Source organism: Halorubrum sp. SP3 (assembly GCF_005435195.1).
In the GTDB taxonomy this organism is placed as follows: Archaea; Halobacteriota; Halobacteria; order Halobacteriales; family Haloferacaceae; genus Halorubrum; species Halorubrum sodomense.
The window spans coordinates 15393-39242 of record NZ_SGTU01000011.1; the positions used below are offsets into that span (position 1 = coordinate 15393).

The window sequence follows — 23850 nt, forward strand, 5'->3', positions numbered from 1 at the left end:
GCTCGGAACGCGGCCCGGCGGACGCGCCGCCCTACGAGAACTTACGGACCGTCATGTCGAGGGTGTCGAGGTCGAGGATGGGCGCGTAGCCGGCGTCGGGGTCGATGTTGACGGACTTCTGGAAGTCGGTCTGTGCCTGCCAGCAGCCGGAGTTGACCGCGAGGACGTTGTGGTACTTCCCCCAGCCGAGCTTGTGGACGTGGCCGGTGTGGAACACGTCGGGCACGTCCTCCATGACGAGGTAGTCGCGCTCCTCGGGCGCGACCCGCGTGTGGCCCCCGAACTGCGGCGCGACGTGGCGCTTCTTCAACAGCTGGTACATCGCCTTGTGCGGCTCGTCGTAGCTCGCCTTCTCCTCGGGAAGCTCCGCGATCACCTCGTCGAGCGAGACGCCGTGGTACATTAACACCTCGACGCCCTCGACCGAGACGGTGGCCGGGTTCGAGACGATCTGCGCGTCGTGGACGTCCAAGATCTCTCGGATCTCGTCGTCGAACCCGGGCTGCGGCTCCGCGAGGCGGACCGCGTCGTGGTTGCCCGGGATCATCACGATATCGGTGTCGGCCGGCACCTCCTTGAGGTGTTCCGCGAAGACCTCGTACTGCTCGTAGATGTCGACGATCTCGAGCTCCTCGTCCTGGTCGGGATAGACGCCGACGCCCTCGACCATGTCGCCCGCGAGCAGCAGGTACTCGACCGGGTCGGCCTCGGGCGTGTGGAGCCAGTCGGTGAAGCTGTGCCACGCGTCGGCCAGGAACTCGTCGCTGCCGACGTGGACGTCGGATATCAGCGCGGCCTGGACGTGGCGGTCGGCCCCGCCCGGGCGGTGAGTGCGGGGAACGTCAGGGAAGTGGAGCGAGTCCGCGAAGAGGATGCCGGCGTCGTCCGCGAGCGTCCCCTCGACCGCGACGCACTCGTCTAACAGGATCTCGTCGACGACGTCGGCCAGGCCCTTGTCCTTCATCACGAGGGCGGGGAACGTCCCGGTCGTGTCCTCTAACTCGATCAGCCAGTGGCCGGACTTCGTAGAGCGCACGTCGTTGACGAGGCCGATCATCGCGGCGTCGCTGCCGCCCGGCATGTCCGCGATCGCCTCCGCGGGCCGGTGGTTGACGCGGCCGCGGAGGATCTTCGAGAGCCGCTCGTAGCGGTCGCGGAACGTCGTGACGAAGTCGGCGTACTCGCCGGTCCCCGTGCTCCGGCCGGTCATGTCGTTGCCGACCTCCAGGTCGCGCAGGTCGGGGTCGCGGGAGCGCTCGGAATCGTCGGTTACGGGATCGGCGGGCGGGGAGTCGGCGGCCGCGGCGTCGGCGGGCGGGGAGTCGGCGGCCGCGGCGTCGATAGCGTTGTTCGTCGCGCCCCCCGGGGCGGCCTCGGTCTCCGGGGATTCGGTGTCCGCAGACCCCCTTGTTTCAACTGGAGATCTTCCGTTTCTGTCGGTGGACGCGGTCGATTCGCCGGTCCCGTCGATCGCATCGCGGACGTGGTCGGCGGTGATCCGGAGAGCGTCGTCCGGGGCGCGGTCGACGGCGGCCGCGACGGCGGCGCTCGGGTCGGCCGCGCCCGCGAGGAGGGTGACCGCCTCGCGCTCGGCGTTGTAGCCGCGCTCGGCGAGGGCTTTCGCGATCCGCGCGTTCGACTCCAGCGGCACGATACCCGAAAGGAGGGTCGCGGGCAAAACCGTTCCGGAGGCGTCGGAGGGGCGAACGCGCGGGGCCGCGAGCGAGGGCGAATCCGCGCGACCCGGAAGCTTATGAACGGAACCCTCCAAAGGCGACGTAATGGACGAAGGGGATCGGCCGACAGACACCGACGGGTCGGCCGGTCGAGACGAGCGGACCGAAGATCACTCGGGGGCGACATCCGATGGGTCGGATGACGGGGTTCCCGACGAATCCGACCGCGCGGTCTCCGGTGGCTCGGGCGACGGTCCCGAGACCGGGCGCGAAGTCGACCTCGGGGACGAGCCCGAATCATCCGGGGGAGCCGTTGTTTCCGGCGAATCCGACATCGGGAGCGAAGCGCAGGGCGCACCGGAATCGGTGGGAGGTCCCGCGTTCGAGACGGAAGAGACGACGACCGCCGACGAGTCGCTTCTACACCGGTTCCGTCACGACCGGGAGGGCGCGCTGATGTGGATCCGGGAGATGTTAGCGAGCGTCGGTGTCGTCCTCCTGATCGGACTGTTGCTGTTCGGCGTCAGCGGCGTGTGGCCGCCAATGGTCGCCGTCGAGTCGGGGAGCATGGAGCCGAACATGCGGGTCGGCGACCTGGTGTTCGTCACCGAGCCCGGCAGGCTCGCGCCGGATGCGGCCGAAAACGGCGTCGGCGTCGTCACCTACCAGGTGGGCCAGGAGGTCGACTACCGCACGTTCGGCTCCTACGGGTCGGTGATGATATACGCGCCTCCGGGGCGGACCGGGTCCCCGATCATCCACCGATCCATGTTCCACGTTACCGAGGGCGAGAACTGGTACGACCGCGCCGACGAGCGCTACCACGACGCCATCGGCTGCGGATCGCTCGCTAACTGTCCGGCGCCGCACGACGGGTACATCACGCTCGGGGACAACAACGGGGCCTACGACCAGGCCAGCGGTCTCTCGCCGCCGGTCAAAGCGGAATGGATCAAGGGGGTGGCCCGCCTCCGGGTCCCGTATCTCGGATACATCCGGCTGATCGCGACGGGGCAGGTAGAGCTGAACGAGGCGATAACGCGGACGGTCGGGAGCGCCCTCCCGGCGGTGAGACCTGGCCTCACGTCGTCGAGCCCCGCGGCGTAGCGCTCGGTGCGTCGACCGGTGTCAGTTGTCGAACCGGGCCTGAACGAACGGCTGCGCGTTCTCGATGTCGCCGAGCCGCGAGTCCGACAGGAGCACCGCCTCGGTCTCTTCGACCGGCACGGAGAGGCCCATCTCCTTCGTCCGACCGTAGCGTCCCTTCGAGACGACGACGGCGTTGACGATGCCGAGCATGTCGAGTTCGCTGATGAGATCGGTGACGCGCCGCTGGGTCAGGACGTCGGCGTCGATCTCCTCGCAGAGCCGCTTGTAGATGTTGAACACCTCTCCGGTGTTGATGTTGTGGACGCCGTTCTTTTCGAGGAGGATGACGGCGAACAGGACGATCTTGCTCTGGGTGGGGAGGGTGCGGACGACCTCGACGACGCGGTCGAGTTCGATCTTGTCCTGGGCCTGTCGGACGTGTTTCTCCGCGACGATCTCGGCCTGCGAGCGCTCCGCGAGCTCGCCCGCGGTGCGGAGGAGGTCGAGCGCGCGTCGCGCGTCGCCGTGTTCCTGCGCGGCGAAGGCGGCGCAGAGCGGGATCACGTCGTCGGTGAGCGCGTCGGGTTTGAACGCGGTGTCGGCGCGGTGCTGGAGGATGTCGCGGAGCTGGTTCGCGTCGTACGGCGGGAAGACGATCTCCTCCTCGCCGAGGCTCGATTTGACGCGGGGGTCGAGGAAGTCGGTGAACTTCAGGTCGTTGGAGATCCCCATGATCGAGATCCGAGAGCGGTCGAGCTCGGAGTTCATCCGCGAGAGGTTATACAGCGTGTCGTCGCCGCTCTTCTCGACGAGCTTGTCGATCTCGTCGAGCATGATCACGACCACGCGCTCGTGGTAGTCGACCGCCTCGAAGAACGTGGAGTAAACGCGGTCGGTGGGCCACCCGGTCATCGGGACCTCCTCCATCTCGTCGGCGTCGTCTTCGAGGGTTTCGATCCGGTCGTCGAGCTCGTCGACAGAGTCGAACTCCGTGGCGGCGAGGGCGGCGGTGGCGTCGCCGATCGGATTTCCTTCGGCGTCCGTCGCGTCCTCGCGGAGGCCTTCGAGCCGCTCTAAGCGGTCGGCGATCACCGCCTGGTTCTCCTCGATGAACGTGTTCGCGAGCTGGGCGAGGACGCGGTACTGGGTGTCGGTCACCTCGCAGTTGATGTACTCGACCTCGCAGGGAACGTCGTACTTCTGGGAGGTGGACTCGAGCTCTTGGGAAACGAACTTCGCCGAGGCGGTCTTGCCGGTCCCCGTCTTCCCGTAGATGAGGATGTTCGACGGGGTCTCGCCGCGGAGCGCGGAGACGAGGATGGTCGCCATCCGGTTGATCTGGTCGTTGCGGTGCGGGAGCTCGTGCGGGGTGTACGAGGGACGGAGGACCTCCTTGTTCTCGAAGATCGGTTCACCGGAGAGGAGGTCGTCGAACAGGCCCTGACTGTCCTCGTCGTCGTCGAGGACGACGCCGTCGAAGTCGACGTCGGGCGACGACCGGTCGCGACCGCCGTTGTCGAGCCCCGCCGTTTCGGGTCGAGCGTCGCTCGAGGAGTCCGATTGGTCCAGATTGTCGTCTGATTGGTTCAGGTCGGTGCCCGATTGACCGAGTTCCGATCCCGCGTCGGTGTTGCGGTCACCGAGGTCGCGGTCGGATCCCGTCGGATCGTCGGGGTGGAAATCTTCGAGGTCAGGGTCGTCGGTGTCGGAGTTACCGACACCGGAGTCGCCTGGGTCGGAGTCGCTGCTGTGATCCGTCTCGTCGTCGTCCGGATCGGTGCCGCCGTCGGCCCGCGGTGTGTGATCTCCTTCGTCCATGTGAACCCCTCTGTTTCAGGTGGAGACGGTCGAGCAGGACGCTTGAGAGGCCGTCTCCGGTCGGAAATACGCGTTCGCGGTCAGATTCGAGACCGACCACGTCCAGTTGATACAGTCGAACCAGATGAAGAGACGGTACAAAAGTGTTCCTCTCTGGAGTTGAAACGTCCCTCTCTCACGAGATGTCGAGGCAGTCGAGAGGCGGTTCGGGTCTACCGAGGGGGCGGTCGAACGGGTCGAGAGGGCGTAGAACTAGAAACGACGAGCGACGAGATCCCGTTCCTCTTTGACTAAGATCACTTGATATAGCGACTTTTAACCCCTGACACGGCTGATTCGAAGATCTTGCGATCGCGTCGTGACCGTTGGTATCCCGACTGCGAGGTCCGCCGATCGGTTTCGACTCCCCGGCTCGGGCCCACAGTCTCCGAGTCCGGCGAGGCGGTTCGATCGGGTACACCCCCACACCCCTTCGTTTCGGGTGGAACGGCAGACGGGTGGGTGGGGGTCCTGAGCTGTGAGTTGTATACCGGTGGTTTTATTACAAATACAATATAATAGTACCCTCGACAAACCCTCTAATATTATATTCGTTGTGGCATAATTATTTTATTACTAATCTTTCCTTGAATTATCTGGGGGCGCCTAGATCCACCGCGAATACCTATCGACCACCCCGTCGCTCTTCGCGGTTCCACTCGAAACGAAGGGGTGGGGGGAGGGCTCCCGATCGGCTTTCGGGAGATCGACGGCCGATCCCTCCTGGCTTCCTGACAACGTCTGACTACTGCGCCTCCGTCCATCGAAGTGGGTCCAACGAATATCACGGTCGACGCCGATAGTTTTACCAATCGGTAAACAAACCGTACACACACCTATGAGACGATTCCGTATCTCGGACGAGGTGGCTCGATGACCGATACCGGCGACACCGACACTGGCGACACCAACACTAGCGACACCGGAGCCGACGACACTGGGGCCAACGACACTGGCGACACCGGAGCCGACAACACTAGGGCCGACGGTCCCACCGGCGGCGGACGGATCCTCGACGGCGTCACCGTTCTCGACCTCTCGACGTTCGTCACCGGTGGCTTCTGCTCGGCGATGCTCGCGAATCAGGGGGCGGAGGTCGTCAAGATCGAACAGCCCGGCTACGGCGACGCCGTCCGCCACTCCGGCCCGCCGTTCATCAAGGGGGAGTCGCCGTACTACTGGACCCTGAGCTACGGGAAGAAGAGCCTCGAACTCGACCTGAAGAACGACGACGCGAAGGAGGCGCTGTACGAACTCGTCGAGGAGGCGGACATCTTCATCCAGAACTTCCGCCCGGGCACCGCAGAGCGACTCGACGTCGACTACGACACGCTCACCGAGCACAACGAGGACCTGATCTACCTCGCGATCTCGGCGTTCGGACAGACCGGACCGTGGCGCGAGCGGTCCGGGTACGACCTCCTCATCCAGGGGATGAGCGGGATCATGAGCGTCACCGGCGAGGCGGACCGCCAGCCGGTGAAGGTCGGCCTCCCGATGACGGACCTGATCACGGCGATGTGGGCGGCCTTCGGCGCGACGACGGCCCTCTACCGCAGAGAGCGGACCGGCGAGGGCGAGTACATCGACCTCGGGATGCTCGAGGCCACCCTCCCGTGGCTCACGAAGCAGGCCGGGATGGTGTTCGCCGGCGAGGAGACGAAGCGGATGGGGACGAAAGACCCCGTCCTCGCGCCGTACCAGACGTTCGAGACGAAAGACGGGTTCATCAACATCTGTATCCTCAACGAGAAGCTCTGGGGCGAGCTCTGCGAGGCGCTCGACCGGCCGGACCTCCCCGAGGACGACCGCTTCGAGCAGAACGCGGACCGCGTGGAACACCTCGACGAGCTCGAAGCCGAGATCGAGGCCACCCTCGCGGACAAGACGACCGACGAGTGGATCGAGGTCATCGCCGAGGACGCGGGCGTCCCCGCCGGCCCGGTATACAGCGTCGAGGAGGCGCTGAACAGTCCCCAGATCGAGGCCCGCGGCACCATCACCGAGATCGAACACCCCGAACTCGGCGACGTGCCCGTGATCGAACACCCGCTCAAGTTCCGCAACGCCGAGAGCGGCTTCGAACTCCCCCCGCCGCTTTTAGGCGAACACAACCGCGAGGTGTTCCGCGAACGCGGCTACTCCGAGGCCGAGATCGACCGCCTCGCGGAGCTGGGCGTGTTCGGCGACGACGCGGACGACGGCGAGACTCCCGACGACGCAGACAGCGGCGAGACTCCCGACGACGCGGACAGCGGCGAGACTCCCGACGACGCGGACGAGCATGACGACTGAGGTCCGCGTCGGCGGCGTCGGCATGACGCCCTTCGAGAGCGACTCGGGGCGTTCGCTCACCGACCTGGCGGCAACGGCCGCCGAGCGCGCCCTCGACGACGCCGCGGTCGACCTCAACGACGTCGACGCGCTCCACTTCGGCAACGCGCTCGCCGAGGCGCTCGACGAGAGCGCGGGGCTCGCGAACGCGCTCGCGGCCGCCCTCGGCCTCGACGGCGCGTCCGCGGACCGGATCGAGAACACGAGCGCGACCGGCGCGAGCGCCTTCCACCGGGGCGTCGACCGCATTGAAAGGGGCGAGGCCGACGCCGCGCTCGTCGTCGGCGCCGAGAAGATGTCCGCGGGCGACACGCGGAGCGTCACCGAAGCGATCAGCCGCCTCGTCCACCGCCGCGAGTACGCGCAGGGGATCACGCTCCCCTCCTTCGGCGGGCTCGCCGCCGGCGCCTACCTGGACCGCCACGACGCGCCCCGCGAGGCGCTCGCCGCGGTCGCCGCGAAGAACCACGCCAACGCGGTCGACAACCCCGTCGCGCAGTTCCGCAAGTCGATCGACGTCGAGGACGCCCTCGACTCCCCGGTCGTCGCCGCACCGCTCCGGCTGTACGACTGCTGTCCGATGTCGGACGGCGCCGCCGCGGTCGTCCTGACCCGAGCGGGCGACGCCGACGCTGACGCCGCCACCGCCGACACCGGTCACCCGCCCGCGCCCCGCGTCGCCGGCGTCGCAAGCGCGACGGGCACCCACGCCGTCGCCGAGCGACCGGACCCGCTCTCGATCGACTCCGTTCGGACCGCCGGCGAGCGCGTCTTCGACCGCGCCGGGATCCGTCCCGACGACGTCGACGTCGCCTGTATCCACGACGCGTTCACCGTCCTCGAACTGATCGAACTGGAGGAGCTGGGCTTCTACGACGCCGGCACCGCGTGGGAGGCGACGCTCGACGGCGACACCGCCCTCGACGGCGACCTCCCTGTCAACCCCGGCGGCGGGCTCAAGGCCCGCGGCCATCCGCTCGGGGCGACGGGCCTCTCGCAGATCGTCGAACTCGTGTGGCAGCTGCGGGGCGACCTCCCCGCGGGCCGCCGCGTCGACGGCGCGGAGACGGCGTTCGCGATCAACGTCGCCGGGTTCGGGAACAACAGCGTCTGTACGGTGTTGCGCGCGTGACGGATCCGGACAGCGAAGTCCCGGAGAACGGCGCCCCCGCGGACCGCGACCTCCCCGCGGACGACCTCCTCGCGGACCGGGAGCTCCCCGCGGACCGCGCCTTCGTCTGCGACGACTGCGGTCGCCGCTGGTACTACGACCGGCGCCGCTGCCCGGACTGCGGCCGCTCGTCGGCGGACGCCTCGACGGTTCGACTCGAAACCGGGGCGGTCATGGCGACGACGACCGTCGAGACCACGCCGTCCGACGTCCGCGCGCCGAACCACCTCGCGCTGGCCCGGTTCGACGAGGTTCAGCTGATCGCACAGGCCGCCGACGGCGACCTGGCCCCCGGGGACACCGTTCGGTTCGACGGTTCCCACCGACTTCGCGACGGACGCGAGCGAACCGATCCGCGGCTCGTCGCGGTCGACGACTCCTGACGCCGGGTCAGACTTCGGCGGGAAACGCCGGGTCAGACTTCGGCGGGAAACGCCGGCGGAAAAAGGCGACCCCTCGGCTACTCCGTCCGTTCCAGCGACTCGAAGATGAACTCGTCCATCGCCTTCCGGGCCTCCTCGGGCGCGTCCTCGTGACCGAGCGAGATCCGGCGCCCGCGCGCGGCGTGGATGACGTCGGTCACCAGCTGGCCCATCCGCTCCGCGTCGACGTCGCGGAAGACGCCCTCCTCGATCCCCTCCTCGACGACCTCGACGATGCTGCCGCGGATGCGCTCGTAGTGCTCGTTAAACACCTCGCGGTGGTCGCCGTCGTTTTGCGCCTGCGTGTACAGCTCGTGGTACACCTTCATCCGGTCCCAGTGGCTGAACTCCTCGAACTCGGGGCCGAACAGGCACTGGTCGACGCGGGCGCGGAGCTCGGTCCGCGGGTCCGCGTCCCCGTCGACGACCACGCTCCCCTCGTACTGGTCGATGATGTGTTCGAGGAACGAGGACATCAGGTCGTACTTCCCGTCGAAGTGATAGTGGATCACCTGCCGCGTGAGGTCCATCTCCTCCCCGATGTCGCGCATCCGGAGGTCCTTGTACCCGTGCTTGCTCAGCGCGCGGAACGTCGCCTCCATGATGACCTCCTTCGTGTCCTTCGAGGACACCGTCTCCCCGCCGGACTCGTCGGCGGGGTCCTCTCCGGGAGGGCTCCCCTCGGAGGGCCGCTCCCGGGAGGCGTCGTCGCCGCCGTCGGTCGGGGACTCGACGGATTCGCCCGCCGATCCGCCCTGTGATTCGCTCATACCCACACTCTACGGGTGAGGTACATAATACGATTGGCTCTCACTGCGTTTACCGTCCGGTAAAGTTTTAACCTCTTGGTCAAACCCTATTATCGAACATGACACAGACGATCGTTCGAAACGGGACCGTGGTCTCGCTCGACCCGGACGTGGGGGAGTTCGAGGAGGCCGACGTCCTGATCGAGGACGGCGAAATCGTCGAGGTAGGCACCGGACTTGCGGCGTCGAACGCGGAGGAGATCGACGCTTCCGGGAAGATCGTCGTCCCCGGCTTCGTCGACTCGCACATCCACCTCGCGCAGACGCAGGTACGCGGTATCGCCGGCGACTGGTCGCTCATGGGCGAGTACTTCGACCATATGCTCGGTAACATCACCGGGCTCTATCAGCCCGAGGACATGTACCTCGGCGGTCTCTACGGCGCCTTCGAGAAGCTCTACACCGGGACGACGACGGCGCTCGACTGGTCGTACCCCAACACGCTCGAACACGGCGAACGCGCCGTCGACGCGCTGAAGGACACCGGACTGCGCGCGGTGTACACCTACGGTCCGCCGGGCGACGACGCGGCGAAGTGGTGGTACGAGAGCGACGTGGGCCTCCCCGAGGAGAACATCCGTAGCCTCCACGAGGAGAAGATCCGCGACGACGACCTGCTCACCCTCGCGCTCGGGCTCCGCGGCCCCGACTTCTGCGTCCCCGAGACCGCTCGCGCGGACCTGGAGCTGGCGCGCGACCTCGGCGTCCTCTCGACGATCCACATGGGCGCCGCGCTGTGGCCGTCCTCCGAGTACGGCGACGACTACCAGGGCTTCGGCGCCATCGAGGACATGCTCGGCCCCGACGTCAACGTCGCCCACGGGAACCACTTCACCCAGGAGGACATCGACCACGCCGTCGAGCAGGGGGTCTCCTTCTCGTCGACGCCGGAGGTCGAGATGCAGATGGGCCACGGCATCCCCGTCACCGGAAAGGTGCTCGAGGCCGGCGGCCGCCCGGCGTGGGGCGTCGACGTCTGCTCGAACGTCAGCGGCGACATGGGGAGCCAGATGCGCATCGGGATGCAGCTCCAGCGCATGTTCGACAACCAGGCGGTGTTAGAGGGCGACGAGGAGGTCACCGAGGTGAGCATCTCCGCGCGCGATACCCTCGAAATGGCCACCATCGAGGGCGCGAAGGCGCTCGGCCTCGACGACGAGATCGGGACGATCACGCCCGGCAAGCGCGCCGACCTCGTCCTGTTCGACGCCGACGACTTCATGACCGCCCCCAGCCACAACCCGGTCCAGACCGTCGTGTTCCAGACCGATCCCTCGCACATCGACACCGTCCTCGTCGACGGCGAGGTCGTCAAGCGCGACGGCGAGCTGACGAACCCGAAGGTTGACGAGGAGTTCGACCGGTTCGTCGCCTCCGGCGAGCGCCTCCTCGACGAGGCCGGGATCGACCTGTAACACCGGCCGACGCGCCCCCTTCACCGACCGAACTAACCTCTCGACTCACTACTCACCTCACATGCGAATCGGACAATACCGAACGACGGACGAACAGACACCGTGGCCCGGCGTCGCGACCGACGACGGCGTCGTCGACCTCGCCGAGGCCGGCGCCGCCGCCGGCGTCCACGTGCCCGACCGAACCAGCGACCTCCTCGCCGACTGGGAGTGGCGCCGCAAGGCCGACCTCGCGGTCGAACACGCCGCGGAGACGGGCGTCGGCGTCCGCGACCCTACCGACCTCGAGCGCGCCGCCCCCGTCGACGACCCGCGGAAGGTCGTCTGCGTCGGACTGAACTACCGCGACCACGCCGAGGAGGGCGACAACGAGATCCCGGACGAGCCCGTCCTCTTCTCGAAGTTCCCCACCTCGGTCGTCGGCCCAGACGACGCGGTCCGATGGGACCCCGAGTACACCGAGAAGGTGGACTACGAGGCCGAGCTCGTCGCCGTCATCGGCGAGCGCGCCCGCCGCGTCGACCCCGAGGACGCCCTCGACCACGTCGCCGGCTTCACCGTCGGCAACGACGTCTCCGCGCGCGACCTCCAGCACGGCGACGGCCAGTGGGTCCGCGGGAAGAGCCTCGACACCTTCGCCCCGACCGGCCCCGACCTCGTCACGACCGACGAGATCGACGACCCGCACGACCTCGAGATATTCGCCGAGGTCAACGGCGAACGGCTTCAGGAGTCGTCGACCGAGAACCTGATCTTCGGCGTCGACGAGCTGATAGCCTTCTGTAGCCGGGCGTTCACGCTCGAACCCGGCGACCTGGTGTTCACCGGCACGCCCCCCGGCGTCGGCGTCTACCGCGAGCCCCCGGTGCTGCTCGGCGACGGCGATTCGGTCACTATCGGCGTCGAGGGCGTCGGCGAACTGACGAACGAGTTCGAGACGGAGTAGGACCGCCCTGTTGTCGAATATTTATAAGAGATTACCAGCGTCGCGACTTCCGTTGAAATACTACACTCTAGACGCATTCTCGCCGGAAACGGTTGGTCACCAAACGCTGATTTTTGATCCAGTGCGGGAGTACGTGTAGTACGTCGTGAGTGGGATCATTTATAAACCAGAGTGCGGTATTGCTGTCGGCTGTTTATAAATGACTAACGCTGCTGAGATGGCGGTCTCCAAAGCCCCAGTCGCGACGGCTCGCGCGCCTTGCTGCGCTCCTCAGTCGCTCGTTTCACTCGCTCCTTGCGGTGCTTGCTGCGGCGTGCTTCGCCCTCGCGACTGTCCCTTTGAGTCCCGGCCCGCACCGCTCAGTACCGCAGCCTCACGCCTCCCCAGCCTCGCGGTTCGCGCTCTCCGAGCGCTCACCGCGTCCCTCGCGGGCTGGCTCGCGGCCTCCGCTTCGCTCCGGCCGCTCGCAGGCGCGCCACCGCCGGCTATTTCTAAGTGTTTGTCGCCGCCGATAGCGTCTTTTTAAATATCGAATCGCTGCTACCGATCTGCGATACCCACTCCCGTTCTCGCTCGTCGCTGTGTTCGTACAGACCGGAACGACTCGCAATATACCACTTTTTGAGGATAATATGCCTGAAAAATCGGACTCTAACCGTGGCAGTCCGTCCTAATCGACTCATTTCATCGGCAGAGTTTTCAGACCGTTTCTTAATAAGAATAGTATGCCTAATAAGAAAGAAACAATCTCGATCGAACTGCGATATCCGTTTCCGGAGGATCGGGTGTTTCGATACCAAGCGATGGAGGACGTTCTTGCGGTCCTCATCGATCAGCCATACGCGGCGTACTCGATGAGCGAACTCGCGAGTCTCACGGGAGCGAATCAGGGGACGATCTCGAAGGCGGTGAAGCTGCTTTCCGGGCTTGATGTCGTCGAAACGGCACAGGACGGTCGGACCCGGCAGGTCCGGATCAACCGCGAGCGGCTCACGAAACCGGATCCGATTCTCTCGATCCCGCAGAGCGAGTTTCACCACCCGGTCCGGGCCTTCCTCCAACGAGCTCAAGAGGAGCTGGACGAGGTAGTCGGTGTCGTCCTATTCGGCAGCGTCGCTCGGGGGGAAGCGGATAGGACCAGCGACATCGACCTACTGGTGGTCGTCGACGGGGACCGAACGGCCGCTCGTCGGACCATCCAGTCGATCGTCAGCGACCTCGAGGACCGACGGTTCGAAGGGAACCGCTACACCTACCAGCCGCTCGTCGAATCGACGGACAGCGTCAGCCGAATCGGCGACGAGCTTCGTCCCCAGTTCGACGACGGCATCACGTTGGTCGATTCCGACCGCCTCTCAGAGCTCCGAACTGAGGTGTACAGCGATGAATGACGATATCCGGGATCGATTGGCGGAGGCCGAGCGGAGCTTCGAGGGCAGTCCCGGAACGATCGAAGAGGGTCTGGACGTCGACGACGCGGAGCTGGTCCAACTTCGCCGTGCCTGCCGGCTGTTGGAGGTCGGATCGAACCTCCTCGACCGAGGGTACTACACGGTCGTAATCGAGTCGGCGTTCGTCGCCATCGAGCGCACGATTCAGTTCCGGCTGATCCACGACGGAGCGATGTCGCCCTCGGAGGTCATCAGCAGCCACCGGCGGCTCTACCAACGCGGGGCCGAGATCGGTCTCTACGACGACGCCTTCGGGGACGACCTCGCCGAGCTGTGGAACCGGAACCGAACGGAGACCTACTACAGGCTTGGAATAGCAACGAAGGAACAGGCCGAGGCAATGCCCGGGCTGGCCGGGGGTATCCACCGACACCTCGTCGACGTGACTCGGGTGTCACACGAGTGTCTCTGTCGGGGGTAGCTCCCTCGAACCGCAGTCCTCGTCGCTCTCTTCGTTCGCGACCCGCTCGCACGGTCGTCTCACGGCCGGCTCCCGGGCACACACGGAGGCGTGTCGCGCCTCTTAAAGACGACTCAGAGCCGCCGGCGATGCCACCATACCGTGAACTCATTTAAATAGCCTACTCCGCCAGCCCGAACACGTCTCGCGGGTTCTCGTACACGACGGTCCGGATGTCCTCGACGTCGATACCGTACCGGTACAGCTCGAATATCGCCCGTTTCACCGCGTACGGGTCCGTGCGCAGCACGTTCGCGGTGTCGGTGTCGATCATAATTCGCTCCGGCCCGTACTCGTCGATCGCGTTCGCCACGTCGGCGGCGTCGACGCCCACGAGCCACGAGTGGCCGATGGTGTAGCTCAGGTAGCAGTCCGTCTCGGTCATCAGGTACTCGGTGTTGTTCGCGTCCGCGTGCGAGGCGACCACGCGCTCCTCGTCGAGGCCGGCGTCGGCGGCCGCCCCCACGTCGCGCTTCACGGCCTCCAGCGCCGGGTTCTCGCCGTCGAGGACCGGGTCGGTGCCGAGGCCCGCGTTCTTCTCGTACCCGGGGGTCACGCCGAGGTCGTCGCGGTACTCCCGCTTCGCGTCGGGCGTCGTGTTCGGTGTGTGGAGCAGGACGGGGAGGTCGTGGTCGGCGGCCAGCTCCATCTGCGCCCCGACGACCGCCTGCTGCTCGTCGACGTCCCAGCGCTCGACGTGCTGGCTCGGGACGACGCCGGTCTCCCCGACTGCGACGACCTCGTCGAGCGCGCAGTAGTCGTCCATCGCCGCGAGCAGCTCGTCGGGGTTCTCGATCCGGACGCCGGTGTGGACGCCGAGCCCCAGCTTCGCCTCGAAGAAGTGGTTGCGCTCGATCGCCCGCCGGCGGTTGATCGCGTCGTCCCAGAGGAAGCGGATGTCGCTCGCCTCCACGGGCTTGTAGGGGGTCCAGTGGTATCCCGACGACACCATCACCATCGACCGGCAGCCCGAGAGGGCGTACCGCTCGCGGTCCTCCCACGAGAGCGTGTGCGCGTGGTTGTGCGGGTCGATCCACGGAATGTTCAGCAGTTCGGTCGGGAGGTCCGGGTCCGAGCCGTCGAGGAACGCGGCGTCCGTCGGGCGAACGGTGGCGTGTGGCGCGGTCATGCCTCCACCGTCGTCCCCCGGCCACTTAGCGTTTTACAGATTGGTAAAACTTTATTATGCGTCCGACTGACTTCCGAATATGACACTGTTGATCGGGACAGACTCGGGGCTGTACCGAACGGACGACGTCCCCTTCGAGCGCGACGAGCTCGACCCCGTCCTCGACTGCGGGGTCGTCACCGCGGTGAAGTCGTGGGACCACACCGAGGGCGTGTTCGTCGCCTCCTCGACGGGCGCGTACCGCTCGCTCGACGGCGGGGAGACGTGGACCGACCTGGAGGTCCCCCTCGGCGACCGCTTCTGGCACGCCGGACAGAGCGAGGTGTGGTCGATCCTCGCGACCGCGGACGGCGCGCTGTACGCCGGCACGAACGACCCCTACGTCTTCCGCTCGGTCGACGGCGGCGAGACGTGGACCGAGCAGAAGGGGTTCCGCGAGCTCCCCTCCCGCGGCCACTGGGAGTCGCCGATCGACCCGCACTACGCCCGGCTCCGCGCGCTGGAGGCGGTCCCCGGCCGCCCGGAGCACCTGGTCGCCGGGGTCGAAGCGGGCGGGATCCACGTCAGCCGCGACGGCGGCCGCACGTGGTCCGACCACCGGGACGCCATCGTCGACGACGTCCACCAGGTTCTCCCCATCTCGGAGGACGTCTGGCTGGCGGCGACCGGCTACCTCGACCACGACTTAGAGAACCTCGGCCTCGGCCACGCGGTCGGCGAGGGCGGGCTGTGGCGGACGACCGACGCGGGCGAGTCGTGGGACCGGCTCGACGTCGGCAGCGACTTCTCGTACATCCGCCGGGTGTTCGTCCACGACGGTCGGGTGATCTTCTGCGGCGGCGAGGAGGCGCCCCCGGCGTGGGTGAACGACGACCACGAGGTCGCGCTGTTCGAGTCGACGAACTTCGGCCGCGACTTCGAGCGCGTCGACTTCCCCGGCGAGCCCCACGAGATAATCGAGACGTGGGCGGTCCACGACGGCGACGTGGTCTGCGGCTCCGGCCTCTTCGACGTGCCCGACGAGCGCGACGACGTGGCGGGCCGGATCATGCGGCGTCTCGACGGCGAGGGCGACGAGGGGCCGACCTACGAGACGGTCGGTCGCGTCGACGCGAACGTCAGCCGGATCGAGGTGGTCTGAATGGCGGACGAAGCGGAATCGCCGGCCGGACCCGACGACGCCGACCGCGACGCGCCGTCGCTGCTCGGCCGCTCGCTGTACGGCGGCGTCCTCGCGTACATGGCCGTCGACGGCTTCAAGAACAACGACAAGCGGGTCTCGGTCGCCGAGGAGAAGGGCGTCCCGATGCCGGACGTCCTCGTCCCGTTCGTCACCGGGATGCTGCTGGTCGCCGACCTCGGGATCGTCCTCTGGCGCCTCCCGCGGGCGGCCGCGGGCGCGCTCGTCGTCTTCTTCCTCGGGACGACGCCCGCCATCCACGACTTCTGGACGATGGAGGGGAAAGAGCGCCACGGCAACAAGATCAACTTCCTGAAGAACCTCGCGCTTCTCGGCGGGGCTATCGTCTTCCTCGACGCCGCGAGCGAGAGCGACGAGGGAGTCCGAGAGGGCGACGGGGAGTAGTCCCGGTCCCCGAATTTCCGGTTCCTCCGGCGCCGACGCTCCGGATCGGAGATGTCTGACGCAGTTGTTAAGTGAGAGCGGCGAGGAGCCTACCGTAATTCCCCGAACGGGCGTCGAGCGCTCGGATCGAACGGCGCCGCGAAACGACCGCGGTGTTCGGGAAAACCACACGGATTGGAGGTCAGGATGGGACTGCTCACGAACCTCAGAGACAGCATATCGCGGGTCACGGACGGCCTGTTCGCGGCCGACGAGCCCAAGCGGATCGGGATCTACGGACCGCCGAACGCCGGTAAAACGACCCTCGCAAACCGGATCGCACGCGACTGGACGGGTGACGCCGTCGGCCCCGAGAGCCACATCCCCCACGAGACTCGCCGGGCCCGCCGGAAGGAGGGCGTGGAGATCGAACGCAACGGGCGCAAGGTCACCATCGACATCGTCGACACCCCCGGGGTGACGACGAAGGTCGACTACAAGGAGTTCTTGGACCACGACATGGAGAAGGACGACGCCGTCCGCCGGTCGCGCGAGGCGACCGAGGGCGTCGCGGAGGCGATGCATTGGCTCCGCGAGGACGTCGACGGCGTCATCTACGTGCTCGACTCGACGACGGATCCCTTCACCCAGGTGAACACGATGCTGATCGGGATCATCGAGTCGCAGGACCTCCCGGCGCTGATCCTCGCGAACAAGACGGACCTGGAGGGGTCGGACGTCCAGCAGATCGCGAACGCCTTCCCGCAACACGAGACGATCCCGCTGTCCGCGCTGGAGGGCGACAACATGGACGAAGTGTACACCAAAATCGCGGAGTACTTCGGCTGATGCCCGGCCCGAAAGCCAACGTCGACGCCGCGGACGACCCCGACGATCCCGACGACTCCGGCGACGGCGTCCGGATCGACATGATAAGCGGCGCTCGGATGCAGGGGCTCACGACCATGGAGAAGATCCGGCTCATCCTCGACGGCGTCCGCGACGGCAATATCGTCATCCTCGAGGAGGGGCTCTCCCCGGACGAGGAGTCGCGCCTCATCGAGGTGACGATGACCGAGATCAGTCCGGACGACTTCACCGGCATCGAGATCGAGACGTACCCGAAGGCCGAGGCGGGCGACCAGAGCTTCCTCGACAAGCTGATGGGCCGCGAGTCGACGCAGAAGCTCACGGTGATCGGCCCGGCGAACCGCATCGAGACGCTACACAAAGACGAGAACCTCATCAGCACGCTCGTCTCCCGCAAGTAGATGCCCCACCAGTGTACCTCCTGCGGGCGGACGTTCCCCGACGGCTCCAAGGAGATGCTGTCGGGGTGTCCCGACTGCGGCGGGAACAAGTTCCAGTTCAAGCCCGCCGGCGCGACGGACGAGACCGCGTCCGCCGGAAACGACGCCGGCTCCGGCGGCGACGAGGGAGGTCCGGTCGCCGGCAACGAACCCGACCGGTCGCCCTCGACCTCGGACGATCGGCCGACGCCGGACGACGGCGCCGCAGACCCGAACTCGAGCGACCCCGCGGACGCGACGCCGTCCGAGGCGGCAGCGGCCGACGCGTCGGGGCGGGTCGACCCGTCGTCCGCGAGCGAGGCGTCCGAGAGCGTCGACCCGCCGTCTCCGAGCGACGGCACGGAGCAGATCGCTGACCGGAGCGACGAGGACACCGCGCAGGCGAGCGCGCGTTCCGAGGTGGTCTCGTCGGACGAACTCGACCGCGCGAGCCGCGAGGTCGACCCGGCCGACACCGCGGAGCCGCCGGCGGAGGGGGAACCCCAACCCGGCATCGACGCCCTCCGAGACGAGCTCAACGAGCAGTTCGAGAGCATTCGGATCGTCAGCCCGGGGCAGTACGAGCTCAACCTGATGGAGCTGTACGACAGACAGGAGTACATCATCTCCCTCCAGGAGGACGGCCGGTACGTAATCGAGATGCCCGACGCGTGGGGCATCGAGGACGAGTAGTCCGTCCCCTCGTCCCGACCGACCACGGCGTCCCGCGCTCCTCGCCACCCGGCCCTGTTGTCGGTGATCGATAGTCCGGTTTTCGTGGCCGCTCGGCGGCCGTTTCGGGCGATCCGGCGCTTCGGGCGACCCTTGTCGAAGAAGATACTGTTATCCGGCTTCCTCCGCTACGGGGTCGCATGTTTACCGATCGCTTCCCCCGATCCGGCCGGCGTTCCGGCCTCGATCCGGACCGCGCTGTCCCGACCGCCCCGCGTCGACCTGATGGTGACCGCTCTGATGGAGACCGATCTGAGGGGGACCGACCCGCCGGAGACCGACTCTCACGGGCTCCTGACGAGGTAGCCATATGCGCGTAGTCGCGAAGTTCGGCGGCACGAGCCTCGGCAGCGGCGACCGGATCGAGCGCGCGGCCGACTCGGTGGCGAGCGCGGTCGCGGCCGGCCACGAGATCGCGGTCGTCGCGAGCGCGATGGGGTCGACCACCGACGACCTCCTCGACGACATCACCTTCGAGACGGACGACGCCGACCGCGCCGAGATCGTCTCGATGGGCGAGCGGACCAGCGTCCGAATGCTGAAGGCCGCGCTCTCGGTTCGCGACGTCGACGCCGTCTTCCTCGAGCCCGGGCATCCCGACTGGCCCGTGGTCACGGACGAACTGGGCGAGGTCGACGTCGAGGAGACGAAGAAGCGCGCGCGGAAGATCGCCGCCGAGATGGACGGCGTCGTCCCGATCATCACCGGGTTCCTCGCCGAGGACCACGACGGAAACGTCACCACGCTCGGGCGCGGCGGGTCGGACACGACCGCGGTCATGCTCGGCAACTACATGGACGCCGACGAGGTCGTGATCGTCACTGACGTGGAGGGCGTGATGACCGGCGACCCGCGGGTGGTCGAGGGCGCGCGTAACGTCGGCCAGATAACCGTCGACGAGCTGCGGAACCTCTCCTTCCGCGGTGCCGAGGTGGTCGCGCCCTCCGCGCTCTCGTACAAGCACGAGGGGCTCGCGGTTCGGGTCGTCCACTACCAGCACGGCGACCTCCTCCGCGGCGGCACCCGGATCGAAGGCCAGTTCGAGAGCCTGATCGACATGCGCGAGGAGCCGCTGGCGTGTCTCACCATCGCGGGCCGAGCGATCCGGAACCGCCCCGGGATCCTCTCCGAGCTGTCGAACGCGCTCCGCGCCGAGGAGATCAACATCGACGCGGTCGCCTCGGGGATGGACTCGGTCACCTTCTACGTCGACGTCGACGTCGCCGAGACCGCCGAGGCGCTGCTCCACGAGGCGGTCGTCACCGACGAGGCGCTCTCCTCCGTCACCGTCGCCGATCCCATCGCCGTGATCCGCGTCACGGGCGGCGAACTCCCCAACCAGTCGGGCGTCATCCAGGACATCATCGCGCCCATCGCCGAGGCCGGCATCAACATCATCGACCTGATCACGAGCGCGACCTCCGTCGCGGTGTTCGTCGACTGGAACGACCGCGAGGAGGCGCTCGAAATCGTTCAACAGCGGTTCGACTGATCCGAACGGCCTCGTCCGACGCTCGGACCCCCGGATTCGCCGTCGTCGAAACCTTCCAGCTCCCGTGACAAAAGGCCGCTCAGGACGGCCGTCGTCGCCGCCGAGTCGGGGTTACCGCCTCGCTGTCCTCAGCCCAACGGACGGAGTTCGCTCCGGGACTCACCACCGGTGGCCGCCGATGTCCACGATCGAATGACACCGGGCGCACTCGGAGACGACGAGGGGGTCCGACGAGGACTGGTTCGTCACGTCGTCGTCCGGACCGGTCGGGCCGCCGCACCGCTTACAGACCATCGTACGATTCGCTTCCATCAGGGTCGCTCAGACGCGCCCGGCGGAGATAACTCATGCCATTTGGCATCAACCGGCTCGCCAGTCGAGCGGTCCGTCCGGATTCGACTCCGGCGCCGACGCTGTGAGAGGCGCACGCGCCATATCCGATATATCCGCGAAACACAGCCCTAACGGCGCATTTCGACGAACCCATGAACCGGATTTTCAGGCCGCTCCGGGCCTCAGCCTTCCGGCTCGAACCGGTACCGCGTCGTCGACGCGCCGTCGATCCGCGGCCCCGAGCCGACCGCCTCGAACCCGATCGACTCGGACGCGTCGGCCGCGGTCCCGTCGGTCGGCAGGACGGCCTCGACGGTCATTCCCTCCCGGGTCGCGAACCGCACCGGCTCCTCGAACAGGCGGCGGACCGCGTCCGGGTCGCCCTCGACGTTCGTCACGTGAACGGCCCCGTCGCGCACGTCGAACGAGACGAACCCGCTGACCGCGTCGACGGGAGTGTCTTCGCCGTCGTCGTCCGAATCGCCTTCGGGCGCGACTCCGCCCGTCGTCGCGACGCGCACCGATCGGTCGTGGATCATGTTCCGGACGACGCCTTCCGGGCGACCCGTCATCGACGCTAGGGCCGCGGCGTCGGCCTCGACCGCGTCACGGACTCGCATACCGTTGGACTCTCGCCCGCCGATATAAAATCGCCGCACGCTCGCCGCGGACCGGATGATTTTAACGACCGGCGGACGCAGGAACTCGCATGAACAAATCGACCCAGATCGTCGTCGGCACGGTCGGCGTCTCGGCCGTCCTCTCGGTCCTCATCATCCTCTCGTACGTCTTCGCCTGATGTTCTCGCCCCGGCCGCTCGACGACGACCTCGCGGCGGTCCGCGACCGGTACGCACCGGAGTCGCCCGTCCTCGACGTGGACTCCGACTTCGAGACGCTCCCGCCGGCCGCCGCGGAGGACCTAGGTCTCTTCGTCGACGGGCTCGACCCCGCCTCGTACCCCGCCGAGTGGCTCCCCGAGGCGGTGCCGGACCTGCTCCGGAAGCACGCCGGACCCGCGTTCACCGTCGGGCTCCCGGGCGACGGGACGGTCGTCCGGACGACGCAGACCGACCCGCCCGCCGTGCTCGTCAAGCGGCGCGCGGAGGGGACGCCCGACGACTTCCTCGCCTTCCTCGTCGCGGAACGGCTGGTTCAGATCGGCCGCGAGCCGGGGCCCGGCACCGTGGGCGGCGAGAACTCGGGCGGGAGTGACGCGCCCGGCCTCCCGGAGTCGTTCCTCCCGTTCTTCGGCGATCGCTACCGCGACCTCGACGCGGCGATCCGCCGCCCGGACCCGGAGACGGGAGCCTCGACCACGGGCTTCGGCCCGACCGACGCCTTCCAGGTCGCGAACGCGCTGTTCGACGCGTGGGTCGGCCTCCGCGTCCGCGACGCGTTCGCGTCGTGGGAGGGCGAGTACCCCCGGCTGTTTGACGCGTGGATCGACGCGGGCGAGCGGCTCTCCGGCCGGCTCGGCGACCTCTCCGGCGAGGTCGCCCGCGGGGAGACCGACTTCGCGGCCGCGACGGAGTACGCCTGCTCGGCGGTGAAACACGACCTCGACCTCCCGGCGCCGTACGGCGCGCTCGACACGACCGCCTACCGGGATCGCGGGGCGGACTACGCCGTCGCGTGGGCGGAGAAGACGTTCGCAGCGCTCGTCGACGACGAGGAGTGAAACGGCGACCGCGGTCGAAATCGCGCTTCTCAGCCGTCGAAGGTGACGTTCCCCTCCCCGTCGAGCCCGATGACGCCGTCGAACAGCTCGCGGAACCGGTCGAGCGTCGCGACCTCGTGGACCTCCTCCGAGAGGTGGAAGATGCCGACCGCGTCGTGCTCGTCGAGGAGGGAGAGGATCTCGGCGGCGGCCTCGTACACCGCGTCGTCGTCGGCGTAGTAGGCCATCTCGGTGAGCGAGTCGACCGAGACGCGGCGCTTCCCCTCGTTTTCGGTGAGGAACCGCTCGACGCGGTCGACGACGCCGTCGAGGTCGTCGGGCGCGGAGACGTAGTACACGTCGTCGCTGGAGCGCCGCGAGTACCCGCGCTCGACGGAGAGCGTGTCGAGGATGGTCGCCTTCGTCTCGTCGACGTCGTAGTACTCCAGCTTCTGTTCGACCTCTCGGGCGGTGGTTCGCGTCGAGACGACGAGGAACGCGTCGGTGTCGGTCTTGAGGAAGTCGGTGTCGATCCGGTCCGTCTCGCCGATGCTCGGGTGGACGAGCAGGAGTCCGGTCCCGCCCGGTATCGTCTCCGGCCCGTTCTCGACGGCGAGGGAGTAGTCCATGGGATCGGAACTCGCCCGACTGACTTAACGGTACGGTCGACGGGGTCCAGACCGGCGGACGCGAACGGCTCCCTCGCCCCGCGTCGGGTCGCGGGCGCACTCCGCCCCGTCGCTACTCCCCCACCGTTTCATCTGGAGATCGCGACACGTACGCGCCCGGACTCGGTGAATCGACGCCGCCCGCGGACGCGGCGGTCGGTTTTTTTGCCCCGCCCGCCGTCGGTGCGTTCGATGCCCGGGCACGACACCGCGCGCGACATCTACCGGCAGGCGCTCCCGGTGATCGCGGTCAGCCTGATCGCGGGGCTGTTCGCGGGGACGATACTCGGCTCGGAGACCATGCGCGCGAACATCGAACAGGTCCCCGGACTGCTCCTGTTGCTGCCGGCGTTCCTCGCCACCCGCGGCGGGGTGTACGGCTCGCTCGGCGCCCGGCTCTCGACCGGGCTCCACCAAGGGATCATCGAACCCCGGTTCCGGCCGGACCGCCGGCTCACGAACGCGGTCGTCGCCTCCTTTATCAACGGGATGAGCGTCTCCGTGTTCATCGCGGTCGTCACCTACCTCACGCTCGTCCTGTTCGGTGACGGCGGGAGCCTCTTCCAGTTGGTCGGCGTGATGGTCGTCGCCGGCTTCCTCTCGGCGGTGCTCATGATCACGGTGTTGATCTCGGTCATCTTCGTCGGCTACCGGCGCGGGCTCGACCCCGACAACGTCATCGGCCCGGTCGTCACGACGCTCGGCGACGTGTTCGGGGTGTTCTTCCTCCTGGTCGGAGTGGCCGTCGTGGGGGCGGTGTCGTGACCGATCCCGCGCCGACCGGGATCGACGAGTGGTCGGTCCGGCGGATCGTCCGGACGATGATCCCGCTTCTGGCCGCGCTGTCGGTGCTCCAGCTCGTCTCCGGGACGGTGTTGGAGAGTTACGAGGAGATTCTGCTGCGGTATCCGGCGCTCCTGGTCCTCGTCCCCGTCCAGATCGGGACGGCCGGCAACCTCGCGTCGATAACCTGCTCGCGGCTCACGACCCAGCTCTACCTCGGGACCTACGAGCTCAGCCCGTCGAACCCCGCCCTCCGGGCGAACGCGGGCGCGGTGTTCGGACTCGCGGCGACCGTCTTCGGCGCGGTGGGGATCGCCGCGTGGGGCATCGGGCTCGCGCTCGGCGGGTCGCTCGCGCTCGGCCGGGTGCTGCTGATCTCGCTGGTCTCCGGCATGGCGCTCGCCGCGCTCGTCGTCGTCGCCAGCGTCGCCGCCGTCGAGGTGTCCTACCGCGTCGGGCTCAACCCCGACGACACGACGATCCCCGTGGTGACGAACCTCTGTGACGTCGCCGGCGTGTTGATCCTCTTCGCGGTCGTCTCGGTGGTGTTGTGAATCGATTTCCGGGAGCG

Annotated in this window: 24 protein-coding genes; 17 read left to right on the top strand and 7 right to left on the bottom strand. The window is 67.6% G+C overall.

The window, feature by feature from the left end; translation table 11 throughout:
• Positions 1-31: 31 nt before the first annotated feature.
• Positions 32-1651, bottom strand: a complete 1620-nt coding sequence (locus EXE42_RS09715; RefSeq protein WP_137706420.1) for a DNA-directed DNA polymerase II small subunit — start codon at positions 1649-1651, stop codon at positions 32-34.
• A 130-nt stretch (positions 1652-1781) separates the two neighbouring features.
• Between EXE42_RS09715 and EXE42_RS09720 the strand changes: the two genes are divergently transcribed.
• Positions 1782-2783 carry a S26 family signal peptidase gene (locus EXE42_RS09720; RefSeq protein ID WP_137706421.1) on the top strand — a complete coding sequence of 334 codons (1002 nt, stop codon included), beginning with the start codon at positions 1782-1784 and terminating at the stop codon, positions 2781-2783.
• Positions 2784-2804: 21 nt separating this feature from the next.
• Here EXE42_RS09720 and EXE42_RS09725 read toward each other — a convergent pair whose 3' ends face one another.
• Positions 2805-4583: a Cdc6/Cdc18 family protein gene (locus tag EXE42_RS09725; RefSeq protein WP_092919234.1), complete on the bottom strand. Its 1779-nt coding sequence runs from the start codon at positions 4581-4583 to the stop codon at positions 2805-2807.
• 912 nt (positions 4584-5495) lie between these two features.
• On the opposite strand from EXE42_RS09725, the gene EXE42_RS09730 reads away from it, so the two are divergent.
• From EXE42_RS09730 to EXE42_RS09740, 3 genes are read left to right on the top strand one after another with little or no spacing between them, the layout of a single operon-like run.
• Entirely contained in the window at positions 5496-6917 is a 1422-nt protein-coding gene (locus EXE42_RS09730; RefSeq protein ID WP_199240747.1) for a CaiB/BaiF CoA-transferase family protein, read from the top strand.
• Positions 6907-8088, top strand: a complete 1182-nt coding sequence (locus tag EXE42_RS09735) for a beta-ketoacyl synthase N-terminal-like domain-containing protein (RefSeq protein WP_137694650.1) — start codon at positions 6907-6909, stop codon at positions 8086-8088. Before EXE42_RS09730 ends, EXE42_RS09735 begins: the two co-directional genes overlap by 11 nt.
• Positions 8085-8510, top strand: coding sequence for a Zn-ribbon domain-containing OB-fold protein (locus EXE42_RS09740; RefSeq protein ID WP_137694651.1), 426 nt, complete (start codon positions 8085-8087; stop codon positions 8508-8510). The genes EXE42_RS09735 and EXE42_RS09740 overlap by 4 nt, the downstream gene beginning before the upstream one ends.
• Positions 8511-8587: 77 nt before the next feature.
• Here EXE42_RS09740 and EXE42_RS09745 read toward each other — a convergent pair whose 3' ends face one another.
• Positions 8588-9319, bottom strand: a complete 732-nt coding sequence (locus EXE42_RS09745) for a TetR/AcrR family transcriptional regulator (RefSeq protein WP_137694652.1) — start codon at positions 9317-9319, stop codon at positions 8588-8590.
• 98 nt (positions 9320-9417) lie between these two features.
• Here EXE42_RS09745 and EXE42_RS09750 point away from each other — a divergent pair, with 98 nt between their 5' ends.
• The 4 genes from EXE42_RS09750 to EXE42_RS09765 all read left to right on the top strand — a co-directional run bounded on the left by EXE42_RS09750 (position 9418) and on the right by EXE42_RS09765 (position 13591).
• Positions 9418-10773 (top strand): amidohydrolase family protein, encoded by a 1356-nt coding sequence (locus tag EXE42_RS09750; RefSeq protein ID WP_092919242.1) that lies wholly within the window; start codon positions 9418-9420, stop codon positions 10771-10773.
• 61 nt (positions 10774-10834) lie between these two features.
• Entirely contained in the window at positions 10835-11719 is an 885-nt protein-coding gene (locus EXE42_RS09755; RefSeq protein WP_137706422.1) for a fumarylacetoacetate hydrolase family protein, read from the top strand.
• Between the two features lie 803 nt (positions 11720-12522).
• Positions 12523-13110: a nucleotidyltransferase domain-containing protein gene (locus tag EXE42_RS09760; protein WP_137706423.1), complete on the top strand. Its 588-nt coding sequence runs from the start codon at positions 12523-12525 to the stop codon at positions 13108-13110.
• Positions 13103-13591 (top strand): hypothetical protein, encoded by a 489-nt coding sequence (locus tag EXE42_RS09765; protein ID WP_137706424.1) that lies wholly within the window; start codon positions 13103-13105, stop codon positions 13589-13591. The genes EXE42_RS09760 and EXE42_RS09765 overlap by 8 nt, the downstream gene beginning before the upstream one ends.
• A 160-nt stretch (positions 13592-13751) precedes the next feature.
• On the opposite strand, the gene EXE42_RS09770 is transcribed toward EXE42_RS09765, so the two are convergent.
• The gene (locus EXE42_RS09770) at positions 13752-14759 is read right to left on the bottom strand and encodes a TatD family hydrolase (protein ID WP_137706425.1); all 1008 of its coding nucleotides are present in this window, start codon (positions 14757-14759) and stop codon (positions 13752-13754) included.
• Positions 14760-14838: 79 nt separating this feature from the next.
• Between EXE42_RS09770 and EXE42_RS09775 the strand changes: the two genes are divergently transcribed.
• The 6 genes from EXE42_RS09775 to EXE42_RS09800 all read left to right on the top strand — a co-directional run bounded on the left by EXE42_RS09775 (position 14839) and on the right by EXE42_RS09800 (position 19836).
• Positions 14839-15900 (top strand): sialidase family protein, encoded by a 1062-nt coding sequence (locus tag EXE42_RS09775; RefSeq protein ID WP_137706426.1) that lies wholly within the window; start codon positions 14839-14841, stop codon positions 15898-15900.
• On the top strand, positions 15901-16344 hold the full coding sequence (locus tag EXE42_RS09780; RefSeq protein ID WP_137706427.1) for a DoxX family protein: 444 nt from the start codon (positions 15901-15903) through the stop codon (positions 16342-16344).
• A 186-nt stretch (positions 16345-16530) separates the two neighbouring features.
• A complete protein-coding gene (locus EXE42_RS09785) occupies positions 16531-17172 on the top strand; it encodes an Era-like GTP-binding protein (RefSeq protein ID WP_092919257.1) in 642 nt (213 codons plus the stop codon).
• On the top strand, positions 17172-17594 hold the full coding sequence (locus EXE42_RS09790; RefSeq protein WP_137706428.1) for a DUF2073 domain-containing protein: 423 nt from the start codon (positions 17172-17174) through the stop codon (positions 17592-17594). The genes EXE42_RS09785 and EXE42_RS09790 overlap by 1 nt, the downstream gene beginning before the upstream one ends.
• A complete protein-coding gene (locus EXE42_RS09795; RefSeq protein ID WP_137694881.1) occupies positions 17595-18305 on the top strand; it encodes a Zn-ribbon containing protein in 711 nt (236 codons plus the stop codon).
• Between the two features lie 349 nt (positions 18306-18654).
• Positions 18655-19836 (top strand): aspartate kinase, encoded by a 1182-nt coding sequence (locus EXE42_RS09800; protein ID WP_092919264.1) that lies wholly within the window; start codon positions 18655-18657, stop codon positions 19834-19836.
• Positions 19837-19995: 159 nt separating this feature from the next.
• Here EXE42_RS09800 and EXE42_RS18570 read toward each other — a convergent pair whose 3' ends face one another.
• Together EXE42_RS18570 and EXE42_RS09805 are read right to left on the bottom strand one after the other, a co-directional pair.
• Complete coding sequence (locus EXE42_RS18570) at positions 19996-20148, bottom strand: hypothetical protein (RefSeq protein WP_158293703.1); 153 nt, start codon at positions 20146-20148, stop codon at positions 19996-19998.
• Between the two features lie 203 nt (positions 20149-20351).
• Positions 20352-20789 carry a hypothetical protein gene (locus tag EXE42_RS09805; RefSeq protein WP_137706429.1) on the bottom strand — a complete coding sequence of 146 codons (438 nt, stop codon included), beginning with the start codon at positions 20787-20789 and terminating at the stop codon, positions 20352-20354.
• 178 nt (positions 20790-20967) lie between these two features.
• Between EXE42_RS09805 and EXE42_RS09810 the strand changes: the two genes are divergently transcribed.
• Positions 20968-21849: a hypothetical protein gene (locus EXE42_RS09810; protein ID WP_137706430.1), complete on the top strand. Its 882-nt coding sequence runs from the start codon at positions 20968-20970 to the stop codon at positions 21847-21849.
• A 29-nt stretch (positions 21850-21878) separates the two neighbouring features.
• On the opposite strand, the gene EXE42_RS09815 is transcribed toward EXE42_RS09810, so the two are convergent.
• On the bottom strand, positions 21879-22457 hold the full coding sequence (locus EXE42_RS09815; protein WP_092919268.1) for a hypothetical protein: 579 nt from the start codon (positions 22455-22457) through the stop codon (positions 21879-21881).
• Between the two features lie 231 nt (positions 22458-22688).
• Between EXE42_RS09815 and EXE42_RS09820 the strand changes: the two genes are divergently transcribed.
• Together EXE42_RS09820 and EXE42_RS09825 are read left to right on the top strand one after the other, a co-directional pair.
• The gene (locus EXE42_RS09820) at positions 22689-23261 is read left to right on the top strand and encodes a magnesium transporter (protein ID WP_092919271.1); all 573 of its coding nucleotides are present in this window, start codon (positions 22689-22691) and stop codon (positions 23259-23261) included.
• A gap of 56 nt (positions 23262-23317) precedes the next feature.
• The gene (locus EXE42_RS09825; protein ID WP_394327271.1) at positions 23318-23833 is read left to right on the top strand and encodes a magnesium transporter; all 516 of its coding nucleotides are present in this window, start codon (positions 23318-23320) and stop codon (positions 23831-23833) included.
• The last annotated feature ends 17 nt before the right edge of the window (positions 23834-23850 follow it).

Bases quoted from the DNA above. Each gene is read 5' to 3' on its own strand.
- EXE42_RS09720 (WP_137706421.1), top strand. From the start codon at position 1,782: ATGGACGAAGGGGATCGGCCGACAGACACCGACGGGTCGGCCGGTCGA.
- EXE42_RS09790 (WP_137706428.1), top strand. From the start codon at position 17,172: ATGCCCGGCCCGAAAGCCAACGTCGACGCCGCGGACGACCCCGACGAT.
- EXE42_RS09760 (WP_137706423.1), top strand. From the start codon at position 12,523: ATGGAGGACGTTCTTGCGGTCCTCATCGATCAGCCATACGCGGCGTAC.
- EXE42_RS09725 (WP_092919234.1), bottom strand. From the start codon at position 4,583: ATGGACGAAGGAGATCACACACCGCGGGCCGACGGCGGCACCGATCCG.
- EXE42_RS09765 (WP_137706424.1), top strand. From the start codon at position 13,103: ATGAATGACGATATCCGGGATCGATTGGCGGAGGCCGAGCGGAGCTTC.
- EXE42_RS09815 (WP_092919268.1), bottom strand. From the start codon at position 22,457: ATGGACTACTCCCTCGCCGTCGAGAACGGGCCGGAGACGATACCGGGC.
- EXE42_RS09805 (WP_137706429.1), bottom strand. From the start codon at position 20,789: ATGCGAGTCCGTGACGCGGTCGAGGCCGACGCCGCGGCCCTAGCGTCG.
- EXE42_RS09820 (WP_092919271.1), top strand. From the start codon at position 22,689: ATGCCCGGGCACGACACCGCGCGCGACATCTACCGGCAGGCGCTCCCG.
- EXE42_RS09745 (WP_137694652.1), bottom strand. From the start codon at position 9,319: ATGAGCGAATCACAGGGCGGATCGGCGGGCGAATCCGTCGAGTCCCCG.
- EXE42_RS09735 (WP_137694650.1), top strand. From the start codon at position 6,907: ATGACGACTGAGGTCCGCGTCGGCGGCGTCGGCATGACGCCCTTCGAG.
- EXE42_RS09755 (WP_137706422.1), top strand. From the start codon at position 10,835: ATGCGAATCGGACAATACCGAACGACGGACGAACAGACACCGTGGCCC.
- EXE42_RS09810 (WP_137706430.1), top strand. From the start codon at position 20,968: ATGTTCTCGCCCCGGCCGCTCGACGACGACCTCGCGGCGGTCCGCGAC.
- EXE42_RS09795 (WP_137694881.1), top strand. From the start codon at position 17,595: ATGCCCCACCAGTGTACCTCCTGCGGGCGGACGTTCCCCGACGGCTCC.
- EXE42_RS09775 (WP_137706426.1), top strand. From the start codon at position 14,839: ATGACACTGTTGATCGGGACAGACTCGGGGCTGTACCGAACGGACGAC.
- EXE42_RS09825 (WP_394327271.1), top strand. From the start codon at position 23,318: ATGATCCCGCTTCTGGCCGCGCTGTCGGTGCTCCAGCTCGTCTCCGGG.
- EXE42_RS09750 (WP_092919242.1), top strand. From the start codon at position 9,418: ATGACACAGACGATCGTTCGAAACGGGACCGTGGTCTCGCTCGACCCG.
- EXE42_RS18570 (WP_158293703.1), bottom strand. From the start codon at position 20,148: ATGGAAGCGAATCGTACGATGGTCTGTAAGCGGTGCGGCGGCCCGACC.
- EXE42_RS09770 (WP_137706425.1), bottom strand. From the start codon at position 14,759: ATGACCGCGCCACACGCCACCGTTCGCCCGACGGACGCCGCGTTCCTC.
- EXE42_RS09730 (WP_199240747.1), top strand. From the start codon at position 5,496: ATGACCGATACCGGCGACACCGACACTGGCGACACCAACACTAGCGAC.
- EXE42_RS09780 (WP_137706427.1), top strand. From the start codon at position 15,901: ATGGCGGACGAAGCGGAATCGCCGGCCGGACCCGACGACGCCGACCGC.
- EXE42_RS09800 (WP_092919264.1), top strand. From the start codon at position 18,655: ATGCGCGTAGTCGCGAAGTTCGGCGGCACGAGCCTCGGCAGCGGCGAC.
- EXE42_RS09785 (WP_092919257.1), top strand. From the start codon at position 16,531: ATGGGACTGCTCACGAACCTCAGAGACAGCATATCGCGGGTCACGGAC.